Origin of the sequence: Pseudomonas sp. GD04019, assembly GCF_029837695.1 — a bacterium.
GTDB lineage: Bacteria > Pseudomonadota > Gammaproteobacteria > Pseudomonadales > Pseudomonadaceae > Aquipseudomonas.
On record NZ_JAOEEA010000002.1, the window covers coordinates 480358 to 493057 of the forward strand.

At 64.6% G+C, this 12700-nt stretch carries 14 protein-coding genes; all 14 read left to right on the forward strand.

From position 1 onward, the window contains the following. The first annotated feature begins 1 nt into the window (after position 1). Positions 2–1279, forward strand: a complete 1278-nt coding sequence (locus tag N7607_RS05045; RefSeq protein WP_279868235.1) for a phage portal protein — start codon at positions 2–4, stop codon at positions 1277–1279. Then, a complete protein-coding gene (sppA, locus tag N7607_RS05050) occupies positions 1276–2238 on the forward strand; it encodes a signal peptide peptidase SppA (protein ID WP_279868233.1) in 963 nt (320 codons plus the stop codon). Before N7607_RS05045 ends, sppA begins: the two co-directional genes overlap by 4 nt. A gap of 61 nt (positions 2239–2299) precedes the next feature. After that, entirely contained in the window at positions 2300–3622 is a 1323-nt protein-coding gene (locus N7607_RS05055) for a phage major capsid protein (protein WP_279868231.1), read from the forward strand. Positions 3623–3680: 58 nt separating this feature from the next. Beyond that, positions 3681–3980, forward strand: a complete 300-nt coding sequence (locus tag N7607_RS05060; protein WP_279868230.1) for a hypothetical protein — start codon at positions 3681–3683, stop codon at positions 3978–3980. Positions 3981–3982: 2 nt separating this feature from the next. Then, the gene (locus N7607_RS05065; protein WP_279868229.1) at positions 3983–4534 is read left to right on the forward strand and encodes a hypothetical protein; all 552 of its coding nucleotides are present in this window, start codon (positions 3983–3985) and stop codon (positions 4532–4534) included. A gap of 1 nt (position 4535) precedes the next feature. Beyond that, positions 4536–5084 carry a hypothetical protein gene (locus N7607_RS05070; protein WP_279868228.1) on the forward strand — a complete coding sequence of 183 codons (549 nt, stop codon included), beginning with the start codon at positions 4536–4538 and terminating at the stop codon, positions 5082–5084. Further along, the gene (locus N7607_RS05075) at positions 5081–5686 is read left to right on the forward strand and encodes a hypothetical protein (protein WP_279868226.1); all 606 of its coding nucleotides are present in this window, start codon (positions 5081–5083) and stop codon (positions 5684–5686) included. The genes N7607_RS05070 and N7607_RS05075 overlap by 4 nt, the downstream gene beginning before the upstream one ends. Further along, positions 5686–6159 carry a hypothetical protein gene (locus tag N7607_RS05080; protein ID WP_279868225.1) on the forward strand — a complete coding sequence of 158 codons (474 nt, stop codon included), beginning with the start codon at positions 5686–5688 and terminating at the stop codon, positions 6157–6159. Before N7607_RS05075 ends, N7607_RS05080 begins: the two co-directional genes overlap by 1 nt. 60 nt (positions 6160–6219) lie before the next feature. After that, complete coding sequence (locus N7607_RS05085) at positions 6220–6420, forward strand: hypothetical protein (RefSeq protein WP_279868223.1); 201 nt, start codon at positions 6220–6222, stop codon at positions 6418–6420. Positions 6421–6458: 38 nt separating this feature from the next. Further along, positions 6459–7211 (forward strand): hypothetical protein, encoded by a 753-nt coding sequence (locus N7607_RS05090; protein ID WP_279868222.1) that lies wholly within the window; start codon positions 6459–6461, stop codon positions 7209–7211. A gap of 89 nt (positions 7212–7300) precedes the next feature. Next, positions 7301–8023 carry a DUF2939 domain-containing protein gene (locus tag N7607_RS05095; RefSeq protein ID WP_279868220.1) on the forward strand — a complete coding sequence of 241 codons (723 nt, stop codon included), beginning with the start codon at positions 7301–7303 and terminating at the stop codon, positions 8021–8023. Between the two features lie 56 nt (positions 8024–8079). Beyond that, a complete protein-coding gene (locus N7607_RS05100) occupies positions 8080–11364 on the forward strand; it encodes a tape measure protein (RefSeq protein ID WP_279868218.1) in 3285 nt (1094 codons plus the stop codon). Beyond that, entirely contained in the window at positions 11364–11786 is a 423-nt protein-coding gene (locus N7607_RS05105; RefSeq protein WP_279868217.1) for a hypothetical protein, read from the forward strand. The genes N7607_RS05100 and N7607_RS05105 overlap by 1 nt, the downstream gene beginning before the upstream one ends. A gap of 55 nt (positions 11787–11841) precedes the next feature. Beyond that, positions 11842–12700: hypothetical protein (locus tag N7607_RS05110; protein WP_279868215.1), on the forward strand; the 859-nt coding region annotated here is incomplete at its 3' end.

A 12700-nucleotide genomic window follows, 5' to 3' on the forward strand; every position in this document is an offset into this window, starting at 1 on the left:
CATGTTCTTTTCGAGCCTGCGCGGCCCTGGCCAGGGCGAGGGCACCCTGGAGACGTTCGGCGACTACTGGCGCGGCCTGATTGGTTCCGGTCGCGGCAACAGTGCTGGCGTGGTGATCACCCCGGATACAGCGCTGGGCGTGCCCATCCTGCATAACTGCGTCACCCTGCTGGCCGAGAGCCTGGCTCAGTTGCCTCTGGAGGTGTATGAGCGCAAGGGAAAAGGCCAGCGTGACGCGGCTATCAACCACCCGCTGTATGACGTACTGCGCTACCAGCCCAATGGATTCCAGACGCCTTTCGAGCTGAAGGAATGCGAGCAGATGGCGTGCGGTCTGCGCGGCAACAGCTTCACCTGGATCGACCGCCGTGAGGATGGCAACGTCTCCGCACTCTGGCCGCTGAGTAACGATAAGGTGCAGGTGCTCAGGGGGGGGGACCTGCTGCCTTACTATCGAGTCGGCACTGCCGACCCTGTTCCCATGCGCATGATCCACCATGTGCGTTGGGGCTCGACCAACCACTATCTGGGTTTGTCGCCCATCGAACTGCACGCCGAGACGGTGGGCATGGCGCAGGCTATCACCCGCTACACCGGCAAGTCGTTTGCCAACGGCGCTACGGTGTCCGGGGTGATCCAGCGCCCGCGCGAGTCTCCGGCGATCAAAGATCAGAAGAGCATCGATAAGATCATTGAGCAGTGGGGCGAGAAGTACAGCGGCATCGATAACGCGAAGAAGGTTGCGCTGCTGCAGGAGGGTATGGAGTTCAAGCCGATCTCCATGAACAACGTCGACGCCGACGTGGTGAACATCCTCAAGCTCACCGGCACCAACGTGGCGCGGATCTACAAGATCCCGCTGCCGATGGTGAACGACCTGGAGAAGGCGAACTACAACACCATCGAGCAGCTGCTTATCCAGTTCGTGGTGTTCGCCTTGCTGCCGTGGGCCAAGCGCCACGAGCAGGCAATGATGCGCGACTTCCTGCTGCCGCAGGATCGGCACCGCTACTTCATCGAGTTCAACCTATCCGGCCTGATGCGCGGCGACCAAAAGAGCCGCTACGAGGCGTATGCCATCGGCCGGCAATGGGGCTGGCTCTCGGTGAACGACATTCGCCGGCTGGAGAACATGCCGCCGGTTCCGGGTGGCGACACCTACCTGCAGCCTCTGAACATGATCGATGCCTCCAAGGGCATGCCCGATCTGAACAACCCCAACGTGCGTGCGCAGCTGGAGCTGCAGCAGGCCGAGATCACGAGGATCTTGAACGAATGAAACGCCACCTACGTGCGTCCAGCCTGCTGTTCAACACGCCGCTGCTGGTGACGCCAGACATGCTCGACCTGGGGGTTAGCTGGGCCAATCGGGTCATGCACCTGAACATCGTCAACATCGGTTCCGGCGCTGCGGGCGAGGCAAAGCTCTGGCATGACGATGACGACGAGCACTACGCCCTCCGGGCTGAGCGCATGGAAGAGAGTCGCCGCCAGGCCATTGGCCGTACCGGCGTCGAGGTGATTCCTGTCAGCGGCATTCTGGTGAGCCGTGGCGCTCACCTTGATGCCTGCGAGGTGATGACCAGCTACGAGGATCTGCGCCGCCAGCTGCGCACGGCCATGGCTGACCCGATGGTGGAGCGCATCGTGCTCGACATCGACAGCCCCGGCGGCTCGGCTGTTGGTGCCTTCGAGCTGGCCAGCGAGATCCGCGCGATGACGCAGCAGAAGCCCATCACTGGCCTGGTCAACTTCATGGCCTACAGCGGTGGCTACCTGCTGGCCTCGGCCTGCAGCGAGGTGGTGGTGAGCCGTACCAGTGGAATCGGCTCCATCGGGGTGATCGCCAAGCACCTTGACCGCTCCAAGCTGGAGGAAAACGCCGGGGTGAAGGTCACCACGGTGTTTGCCGGTGCTCACAAGAATGATATGAGCCCGCACGAGCCGCTGACCGAGCAATCGCTGCAGTTCCTCAATGACCTGGTGCAAGAGAGCTACCAGATGTTCGTTGGCGCTGTGGCTGAGTATCGCGGCCTCAGTGTCGAGCAGGTGAAGGCAACCGAGGCGGCCTTGTACCAGGGCCAGAAAGGTATCACCGCAGGCCTGGCTGATCGGCTGCAGAGCCCGCAGGACGCTGTTGACCAGCTGTCGCGGGCGGTAGCGGAAAGCCGTGCGCAGCGCGGCGGTGGTGGCCTCTCGGTACGCGCCCGCGCCGCTGCTATCCAGTCCCAACTCTGACCGCGTTCGCGGCAGTTCACGAGCCCGCCTAGTGCGGGCTTTTTCATGCCTAGGAGGCACTATGTCCAAAGTTCTACAACTGCGTAGCGAACGCGCCGAGCTGAACACCAAGCTGCAGGCGCTGGCGAAAATCGAGGCGGACGGCGGCAGCCTGAACGCCGAACAGCTGGAAGAGTTCACCAGCCTGGAGGCGCAGATTGCCGATCTGAGTTCCAAGCTGGCCCGTGCCGAGGCTGCCGAGAAGGCTGCCGCGCTGTCGGCGGTGCCGGTGAATGAGGGCGCGCAAGGCGTGCAAGGCCCGCCTGCCAGCCGCATGGGTGGTGGCGAGGGTAAAGAGCAGGTGAAGGGTGCCGGCATGGCGCAGATGGTTCGCCTGCTTGCTGCCGCCCAAGGTAACCAGCAGCTGGCTGCTCACCTCGCCAAGGAAGGTAACTTCGGCTCTGATGTGCAGATGGCGCTGTCCACCGTCACCGCTGGCGCGGGCGGTGTCTTGGTGCCGACGAACATGGCTTCGGAGGTAATCGAGGCTCTGCGGCCCACCTCGATTGTTCGCAAGATGGGTGTGATCAGCTTGCCGCTGAACAACGGCAACCTGACCATGCCGCGTATCAGCGGCAACACCGTGGTGGGCTACATCGGCACAGAGACCGACATCCCGCTGACTGGCATGACCTTCGCTGACACCAAGCTGTCGGCGAAGAAGATGGCAGCCCTGGTGCCGGTGTCCAACGACCTGCTGCGTATGTCCGGTGTAAACCCGCGTGTCGACCAGCTGGTCGCCAACGATCTGGCCACCAGCATGGGGCTGTCCGAGGATCTGCACTTCATCCGCGCCGATGGTACTGGTGTGCTGCCCAAGGGGCTGCGCTATTGGGCTATCGCGCAGAACTTGGTTCCGGCGCCGGCCATGGCGGGCATTGAGCTGCAGGCCATCGACCTCTACCTGGGCGGCATGATGCTGCGCCTGGAGACGGCCAATGTGCAGATGCAGTCCTGTGGCTGGCTGATGCACCCGCGCGTACTGCGTTGGCTGCAGTCTCTGCGTGACGGCAACGGCAATAAGGCCTACCCGGAAATCGAGCAGGGCCTGCTGAAAGGCTACCCGGTTGGTCTGTCCAACCAGATCCCGGTGAACCTGGGGGCGGGCAGCAACCAGACCGAGATCTACTTCGTCAACTTCGCCGACATGATGATCGGCGAGGACATGGATCTGGTGATCGATTTCAGCAAAGAGGCCACCTACAAGGACGGTGGCGGCGAGGTGGTCAGCGCCTTCCAGCGCGACCAGACCCTGGTGCGCGTCATCGCCAAGCACGACTTTGGCCCCCGCCATGTGGAGTCCATCGTGGTTGGTACTGCCTGCGACTGGGGTGCTGGCATGTGATTCACCGCCCCGCCTTCGGGCGGGGCGCTTCTGATCTCCATTACATACAGGTGATTCCATGAGCGATAAACGCACCCCGGTGCAGTTCCTCAAGTCCTGGCGCGGCTACTCGAATGGCGAGATTGCTGGCTTCGATCAGGCAGGTGCGCAGCACCTCGTCGACAACGGTGTCGCCGAGTTCTACAGCGCCGATGGCCAGCCGGCCTCTGGCAAGGGTAAGGGCTCGGGCAAAGGCTCCGGCAAAGGATCGGGCAAAGGCTCTGACAAGGGCCAGGCGCCCGCTGCGCCAACTCCTGACCCCGATGCGCCGCCTGCAGGCGGTGGCACCGATAACGACGACGAAGAAGAGAAGCCCTAACCATGGCCCGCCGCATCGCATACGAGGGTGATCTGTCGATCACCCTGGACCAGGTGGCCCTGCAGTGCAGGGTCGAGCCTGATGACCTGCAGCCTGAGCTGATCAATGGGGTGATCATCCCCGGCGTTATCGCCCAGGCCGAGGCCAAGACAGGCGCTGCGGTGCGTGCGGCTGTGTATGTGGAGGAGTGGCCCGAGTCCTATGGCTCGGGTCATGCCCTCGATGTCGGCCAGGCTTCGGAGGTTGTGTCTGTCTCGCGTGTGCTCGCGGACGGCGCGCTGGAGCCGCTGACTGTAATCACCCGCCTGCAGCGTGAGCAGCGGGAAAGTTTCTTGCACTTCCCAGCGGGTCGCCCGGCTGGGGTGCTTTCGATTAAGTACAAGGCCGGCGCGGATCTGGAGGCGTATCAGGGCGTGAAGCTCTGGCTGCTAATGGCCGCGGCTACCGCCTACGAGTTCCGCGAGACGCTGGTGGTCGGCACCATCCTGGCCGAGCTGCCCTCGCACTTCACCGATTCACTGCTGGCCGAGATTGAAGTGCCGCCGAGGTTCTGACATGAGAGCAGGTAGCTTGCGCCATCGCGCCGTACTGCTGGAGCTGGGGGCGAGTCTGGCTCCGGTCGAGATCGGCCAGCGCTGGGTTGGTATCCGCACCAAAGAGCAGGCGGACGCCCCGGCCGCGATTGGCTTGCGCTCGCGGACTTTGGCCGAGGTGCGGGCGCGCTTCGCCCTCGACTACCAGGCCGGGCGCTACCTGCGTCATGGCTCGCGTCTGCTGCACATCACCAGTGTGCGAGACCCTCGCGGCAACAAGGCCGAGCTGGTCTTGTCCTGCGAGGAGCTGGTGGGCCATGCCGCCCAGTACACCCCCGCCAGCGGCGGCGCTGTCGTGCCGTGCCGGGTGTTCCTGAAGCATGGCGTTGCCCGGGTGGGCGATGTAGGACGGACGGAATACACCACCCAGCTGGAGGCTGCCTTGATCGAGGTGGGCCGTCCGCAACCGGGGGCGTTGTTCGTGGTGGGTGGCGAGACCTGGCGCGTGGCCGGCCTCGTCGAGGATGAGGACGACCGCGTGGTGCGGCGCATGTGGGTGAAACGGCAATGAGCTTCAACGTCTACCTGCAGGGCGCAGATGGAGGCGCCGAGCGCTTCGGCATCGCCCCGGCCCGCTACCTGCGTATGGAGATCAACGCCGTCAATCGTGCGGCCCGCTGGGTGCGCCGGGTGCTGCTGATCGAGCCCATGGCCAAGGCCACGGGAATCCGCAAGGTGATTCTCGGTGACCGCATCGCCTTGCGAGCGGCCACCAGTACCGTTCCGGCCGCCAGCATAGTGCCTGCCTCGCATGGCATCCCGGCGCGCTGCTACCGGCACCGTGCCGAGGCTGTGGACGGCTCCGGAACTCGCGCCCGCATCGTGGTCGACTGGTGGCAGGGCGAGAAGATCGGCGCCGGGTTTATCAACCCTGCGAGCGCCCGGCGCCTGCCGTTGGCTACCCGCAGCGTGCGTGAGCGCAAGCTGAAAAAGCCGGCGCGGTTCAATCCGCACATCAAGCAGTACCGCTACGAATACCCTGTGCCTCGGGATGCTCTCGGCCCGTCCGCCGCCGCGCTGATGCAGGTGGTGATGGACGACCGCCTGCATGAGCAGGCCGCCGACAAGGTGGCCGAGGAGTTCAACCTGGAGCTGGATAAGGAGCTGTTCTGATGAACCTTGCAGAACTGCCCGGCAACCTGGTGACGGCTGAGCTGGTCGCGCGCCTGTCCACGCTGCCGTCGCCTGACGATTTCCCCTTTGCCCTGTCCGGCGTCGAGCGGGGCCGGTTCTACGAGGATCTGGCCGACAGCGCCGTGTTGCCGCTGGCCACCGTGGTGCCTGCCTCCAGCGCTGGCGTGGAGGGGCAACAGCAACAGGCCAGCGCCCAGCGGCAGCGCCAGTACCAGGTGGAAGTGGTCTTCTCCCTGGATGACTACCCCGGCCGTACTCCTGACGAAGTGGTGAGCGCGATTGAGTGGATCGTGTGTGCCGCGCTTGGCGGCCCGGTGCGTGATCGCGCGCTGGGTGGCCTGGCGCTGCGCCTGCTGGTTGCTCAGGTCGAATACGGGTGGCCGCAGAAGGGGTACAGCGCCGCCAGCATCACCCTGACCGTAGCCGCCACCTACCTCGACCGCTACCAGTAACCCTCAACCCGCCGCACCAAGCCAGCCGCCTCCGGGCGGCTTTTCGTTCCTGGAGGAACCATGCCCAAGATCATCGTTACCGCTGCCTTCAACTTCCGCGAAGGCCCCAAGACCACCACCTACAAGCCCTCGAAGGAAGAGCAGGAGGTGTCCGCCGCCTGCGCCGCCCACGCCGTGGGCGTGCTGAAGGCGGCGCACTACCCCAAGGCCAAGGCCGAGCTGAAGCCTGCACAGGCCTCTGAGCCGCCGGCCGCCGGCTAATCCACGAACCTCCCGCAAACTGCACAGGAAGCAATCCTATGATGACCGTTCAAGATGCCAGCCTGATTGGCTTTGGCGAGCTGTTTTCCCGCCGCTACCAGACCCAGCTGGCGCTGCTGCCGTGGGGCAACACCAGCGAGCTGAAAATCGGCCACAGCGAAGAGCAGCAGAAGCTGCGCAACCACATCACTGGCGTGGGCAACCGCAACTCGGTGAGTCAGATCACTGATGTGACCTGCAGCTTCACCCTGTATGACGTGAACCCGCGCAACCTGGCCCTGGTCGGTCGCGGCACCATCAAGGGTGTGGCCGCTGGCGTAGTGACTGACGAGGCGCAGGCCTGCGAGGGTGTGGTGGGCGAGCTGATCCCGTTCGATAACCTGCCCGATCTTTCCGTGGCGCCTGTCCTCAAAACGGCGGGTGATGTTTCTCTGGCAGCCGGTGAGGACTACCTGCTGACGCCCTACGGCATCCAGGTGCTGAGCACGGCCAAGATCGACTCGACCGGCGTGAAGTGCAGCTACACCAAGCTGAAGGCCGATGTGGTGCAGATGCTGACCACCTCGGCCGCCGAGCTGGAGGTGTACTTTGCAGGCCTCAACAGCGCGCAGAACGGCGCCCCGATGCCGGCCCGCCTGCGCCGCTTGAAGATCGGTCTGGTGCAGGAGATCCAGCTGTCTGGCACCTCGTATGCCGCGTTCAACGTGACCGGCGAGCTGCTGGCTGACCCGCTGGTGACTGCCTCGGATATGTCGCAGTTCTATGAGCTGGGCATGAAGGCGGCCGCGTAAGAAGCCCAGGCCCGGCCCTGTTGGGCCGGGTTTCGGTGATGACATGCTGGTGCTAGATTTGCGCTACGCCAACAAAGGAGTGAAGCGCAATGCAGTGTCCTGCTTGTGAGTTTGAGGCCGCCCAGGCTGATTTCGGTGAACCGTTAAAGTGCCCAGGCTGTGGCGCTTTCTATGCCAAGGCATTGGCTCGCAAGCAGCAGCAGACTGCTCCGCAGCAAGCGCTGCCTCTCCCGGTTAAGCCGGCCAGTGTCGCCCCTAAGGTCTGGCAGAAGCCTCTGGCAATTGTGGCGGCGGTATTGTTCGCGGTGTTTATTGCTGCTGGGCCATACATCACCGTTTTCCAAATCAAACAAGCCGCGAAAGCCCGTGATGCAGAGGCCATGGCTGAGTACGTCGATTTTCTTAGCGTCAGGGCCAGTCTCAAGGATCAGCTCAATGCCTTCGTGATGAAGAGGGCGGCTGAGTCTGAAAATCTGAAGAACAACCCCTTTGCTGCGCTTGGTATGGCGCTGGCTGGTACGTTTGTCGAGAAAATGGTGGACTCTTACGTCACCCCTGATGGCCTGACCGCATTGATGGCGGGAGATAAACCGGAGAAGCCTGGTTCCCGGCCGCCGACTACAGACCGACCAGAGTCGTCAGGGGGCTCAGAAAAGGAGCCGTTTGCTAATGCCTCCTATGGCTATGAGGGCTTCAGCAAATTTGTGGTTGAAGTGACCGACAAGCAAGGCGAGGCGGTGCGCTTCATTCTTCGCCGTGAAGGTCTGTTCGGTTGGCGCTTGAGTGACATCAGGGTGCCGCTGGGCAGCTGACTTTAGTTATCCCCAAACCCGCTCCGGCGGGTTTTTTATTGCCCGGAGATAAGTGAATGGCCGGTATCAGAGAGCGCCTTGTCCAGCTCACCGTGCGTGCCCGCGAGTTCCTGAGCAAGGATATTGCGCCCGCCACCGATGCGATGCGCGACCTGTCCGCAGAGGGGCGCCGGCTGAAGGCCGAGCTGGCCGAGGCAGGCCGTGCTCGTGGCCTGGTGCGCACCCTGCGCGATACCGAGGGAGCCACCGGCAGTCTGGAGCGCGCCTGGCGCGATGCCCAGTCGACTCTGGACGATCTAACCCGCGAGGTCGGCGACCACGAGCAGGCTACGGCGGGCCAGCGTATCGCCCTGCGCGAAGCGCGGCGTACCGCCGACGAGGCCAAGGCTGCCTACGACCGCAGCCAGCGTGCGATCAAAAACCTGCGCACCGAGCTGAAAGGGCTCGGTGTCGATGCTGACAACCTTGGCTCGGAAGAAGACCGCCTCACTGCCGAGATCAACCAGAACAAACAGGCGGTGGACGACAACCGCGAGGCAATCAAGCAGAAGCGCATCGAGGAGAAGAAGGCGGCCGAGGCCGCGCAGGAGCACGCTTCCCGTGTTGATGCGGCGCGTGGTGCGTTGGCCTCTGGTGCCAAGCAGGTGCTGGCGTTCGCTGCTGCATTCGTTGGTTTGAATGCTCTGATGGGGGCGGTTGGGCGCGGCCTCGACCTGGTGCGCAGTGGCATCGTAACGATGCTGCAGACCGGCGATCAGTTCGAGGGGCTACAGACCCGCATGAATGCCCTGATGGGCTCGATGGCAGCCGGCGAGGCGGCCACCGCCTGGGTCAAGGATTTCGCCACGCGCACGCCGCTTGAGTTGCAGGAGGTAACCGACGCCTTCGCTCAGCTGCAGGCCTACGGCGTAGACCCGATGAACGGGACGCTGCAGGCGCTGGTCGACCAGAACGAAAAGCTCGGCGGTGGCATGGAGCGCCTGCAGGGGATTATCTCCGCAGTCGGCCAGGCCTACGCCAAGCAGAAGCTGCAGACCGAGGAGATCCTGCAGCTGGTCGAGCGCGGCGTGCCCGTGTGGGACATGCTTAGCAAGGTGACCGGCAAGAATGCCGCCGATCTGCAGGAGCTGGCCAGCAAGGGCAAGCTCGGGCGCGATGTGCTGGCGGCCTTGGTTAAGGAAATTGGCCGGCTAAGCGAGGGCGCTGCCGAGTCCAACATGGGCCGTCTCAGCGGCATCATCAGCAACCTGAAAGATCAGGTCACCGACTTCTACGACCGCATCTCCAAGGCCGGCGCGCTGGAGTACGTCAAGGGAGAGCTGAAGCAACTCAGCGACCGCATCAGCCAGATGGCCGCCGATGGCAGCCTGGACAGGCTGGCCAAGGGACTCTCCGATGCCTTCATCAAGGGGGTGGAGAAAGCCAAAGAACTGGCCGCTGGCCTGAAGGATATCGATTTCGCCGAGCTGGCCGGCAAGGCAGAGTCGGCCGTCGAGAAGATCGGCGCCGCCGTGGACAGCACAGTCACCGCTGGCCGCTATGCCGTGGCTGTTCTGAGCACTGCGTGGAATGCCTTCTCGGCGGTCGTGAACAGCACGGCCGCGACCCTGATCAAGGCGGTGCAGCTCACCCTCGGCTCGCTCGTGCTGGGGGCTGGGCAGATTGCCGAGTTCTTCGGCAACGAGGAGTTGAAGGCCAAGGCAGACGGCCTCTACACCTTCCTGGGTGATCTGAGCGCTGGCTATGCCGAGCAAGCCAAAACGGATCTGAGCCAGATCAGCTCGGCCTGGGACATCAACACCCAGTCCGTTGCAGCCAGCGCGCGCGAGCAGACAGACGCCCTGCAGACTGAGGCGGACATTCAGCGCCAGATCAACCAGGCCACGGCCGACCATCTGGTGGCCAATCAGCAGAAAGTCCGCGATGCCTACGTGCAGGCCGCCATCGACGGGCAGCAGGCTATCACCGACCTGGCGAACGCCCAGCGGCTGATCGACACGGCCAGTTCGGTCGAGCAGTTGGAGGGGCTGCGCAAGGCCCTGCTCGCCGCCTACCAGGGCGGCACCCTGAGCATGGAGGCTTACGGCCAAGCCAGCGCCCTGCTCAACGACAAGCTGCGCACTCTCAAGGGTGGTGCAGAAGGCGCGGCCGATGGCCTGTCCGATCTGTCGGACGGCTTCGACGATCTGCAGTCCATCCTGGGCGATGTGCGCTCGGCGATGAACGAGGTGGACTTCAACCGCCTGCGCCAGGGCATCCGCAAGGCCTACACGGACGGCAAGATCAGTGCCGACGAGTTCGCCCAGGCGCAGAAGGCGCTGAATGAGCGCATCACCGAGCTGAAGCCTGCCGCCGATGCCGGTGCGCGTAGCGTGCGCGACATGGGCGCCGAGGTGGAAGCTGGCGCCGGCCAGGCTGCTGCGGGCTTCCGCAGTGTGGGTGACGCTGCCGAGGAGGCCTCGGCTCAGGCGGACTTCTTCGGCCAGGTGCTGACCCAGGCGCGCGAGCCCCTGGCGGCCATGAGCGAAGAGGCACTCAAGGCCTTCGACGCCATGCAGGGCATCACCAGCACCGACTGGGGCATCGACACCAGCAGTGCTGAGCGCACCGCCGAGGCGCTGGAGGAGGTCACCCGCAAGGCTGGCGAGATGCAGACCGAGCTGAACAAGTTCGGCTCGCTCTCCAGTGGCTTCGGCGTGTGGATGATGCAGACGCTGATCCGCTCCAAGGAAGTGCAGGCCAGCTTCCTTGAACAGAAGCTCAGCCTGCAGCGCCTGCTGGAGGGCTACGAGGACGGCAGCCGCTCGCTGCCGGAGTTCCTCGCCTCGGCCAAGTCGGCGCAGCAGAGCATGAAGCTGCTCGATGAAAGCGACCTGAGCCAGCTGGAGTCGGCCATTGCCTCGGCTGAGCAGCGCATGCAGCAGCTCGGCGATGCCAGCCGCAACACCCTGGATGGGCTGCGCGACGAGCTGGATCGGCTGCAGGGCAACGAAGAAGACATCGAGCGCCGCCGCTACGCCTCTCGGCTGCGTGACCTGCAGGCGCAGCTGGCTGAGGCGCAGGGCGCGGGTGACGCGGTGTCGGTCGCCAACCTGACGCAATCGCTCAGCGTGCTGCGGCAGATCCAGACCGCAACTGAAGAGCAGCGCGCCAGGCAGAACCTGGAGAAGCAAAGCCAGGGCGCAGGCGGCGCTGCGCCCCAGCCCGCCGCGCAGCAGCCGGCGCGGATCATCCGCCTGGAAACGGCGCGAGGTCGGGTGGTCGATGTCAGCGTGGCAGATGCTCAAAGTGAAACCGGATTGCTCGACATCCTCGCGGATGCCGGGCTAAGGACGTTGTGATGGTGATGACTCTCGATAGTGTCGACCTGGCGGACGATCCCGACCTGGCCGGCGAGCAGCTGGAATGGGTGGACCGGTACGAGTGGGATGCCGTCGAGCAGACCCAGGAACGCAGCCTGGCCGGCAACCTGATCCTGCAGGAGGGCGTCAAGGTGTACGGGCGCCCGATCACCCTGGCCAGCAACGCCGCCGCCTGGTTCACCCTGGCCAAGGTGCGCGAGCTGGAGGTACTGCGCGATCAGGTGGGCAAGGTGATGCTGTTGACCCTGCCCGATGGCGAGCAGCACCACGTCACCTGGAACCGCACAGCAGGCGCCCCCGTGCAGGCGGTGCCGCTGTTCCGGCGGGTGGTGTACCAGCTCGATGACCTGTTCACCCTGACCCTGCGCCTGATCACCGTGGCCCCGCCACCAGCCCCTTGACCTGAACCCTCCCTGAGCCCGCCGCGTGCGGGTTTTTTTGTGCCCGGAGAATGGCATGACCATCAATGTTGACGATGTAAAGCTGCTCAAGTCCCAGCGCCTCACCGACGAGTCGGACGGCGGCGGTCGCGCCACTGGCGAGGCCGTGGTGGATGGCCAGGAAAACAACCTGTTCCCCGACATCTCCCGCCTCGACCGCACCTTGGGCCGCATCGCCCTGCGCAAGGGCTTTGCCGGCGTGGTGGCGCAGAATGCCGACGCCTACCTGGGCGCCCATGCCATCGTCACCAAGGCCCCGGCCGACCCGCGCGTGAGCGTGGTGCTGTTCAACACCGACAGCCAGACCGACGAGCGCGCCGCTGCGCGCAACCATATCGAGAGCTACGTGGTGCCCTCGGTGACGGCGCCCTTCGAGCTGCTGGGCAACCAGCTCACCGGCCAGCGTGCGCTTGCCTGCATCCAGCGCGAGGAGCAGCGCCTGCCCGAAGTGGGTGAGGTGTACCAGCTGGTGAGCGGTGCCACCACCCAGTACGTGCGCATCACCAAGGTCGAGGAGCGCCTGGAGAACTTCACCTACGAATACTCCAACGGCAACTTCGTCAACTTCACCCGCCGCCGGCTCGACCTCACCATCAGCGCGCCGCTGAGCAGCACCTACCCGGGCGGCCAGCCGACCCCGGCCGGCACCACGCTGCCGAAAAGCTCGGTGCTCAGCACCCAGGTGGCGGACGCCGCCCGTTACTACGGGCTGAGCCCGCTGGCGGTGGCCGTGAGTCAGGGCGACCTGACCCTCAAGGTGCAGAGCGTGTACGCGCCCCTGGTGCCGAGCGCCACCCGCGAGACCCCGCTGATCGACCAGCTGGGCGGCTATCGTCGCCGCACCATCGTGGCCAGCGGCCCGGCCCGTACTCTGT

Excerpts from the sequence above, each read along its gene's own strand:
- N7607_RS05045 (WP_279868235.1), top strand. The coding sequence starts at position 2 with ATGTTCTTTTCGAGCCTGCGCGGCCCTGGCCAGGGCGAGGGCACCCTG.
- sppA (WP_279868233.1), top strand. The coding sequence starts at position 1,276 with ATGAAACGCCACCTACGTGCGTCCAGCCTGCTGTTCAACACGCCGCTG.
- N7607_RS05055 (WP_279868231.1), top strand. The coding sequence starts at position 2,300 with ATGTCCAAAGTTCTACAACTGCGTAGCGAACGCGCCGAGCTGAACACC.
- N7607_RS05060 (WP_279868230.1), top strand. The coding sequence starts at position 3,681 with ATGAGCGATAAACGCACCCCGGTGCAGTTCCTCAAGTCCTGGCGCGGC.
- N7607_RS05065 (WP_279868229.1), top strand. The coding sequence starts at position 3,983 with ATGGCCCGCCGCATCGCATACGAGGGTGATCTGTCGATCACCCTGGAC.
- N7607_RS05070 (WP_279868228.1), top strand. The coding sequence starts at position 4,536 with ATGAGAGCAGGTAGCTTGCGCCATCGCGCCGTACTGCTGGAGCTGGGG.
- N7607_RS05075 (WP_279868226.1), top strand. The coding sequence starts at position 5,081 with ATGAGCTTCAACGTCTACCTGCAGGGCGCAGATGGAGGCGCCGAGCGC.
- N7607_RS05080 (WP_279868225.1), top strand. The coding sequence starts at position 5,686 with ATGAACCTTGCAGAACTGCCCGGCAACCTGGTGACGGCTGAGCTGGTC.
- N7607_RS05085 (WP_279868223.1), top strand. The coding sequence starts at position 6,220 with ATGCCCAAGATCATCGTTACCGCTGCCTTCAACTTCCGCGAAGGCCCC.
- N7607_RS05090 (WP_279868222.1), top strand. The coding sequence starts at position 6,459 with ATGATGACCGTTCAAGATGCCAGCCTGATTGGCTTTGGCGAGCTGTTT.
- N7607_RS05095 (WP_279868220.1), top strand. The coding sequence starts at position 7,301 with ATGCAGTGTCCTGCTTGTGAGTTTGAGGCCGCCCAGGCTGATTTCGGT.
- N7607_RS05100 (WP_279868218.1), top strand. The coding sequence starts at position 8,080 with ATGGCCGGTATCAGAGAGCGCCTTGTCCAGCTCACCGTGCGTGCCCGC.
- N7607_RS05105 (WP_279868217.1), top strand. The coding sequence starts at position 11,364 with ATGGTGATGACTCTCGATAGTGTCGACCTGGCGGACGATCCCGACCTG.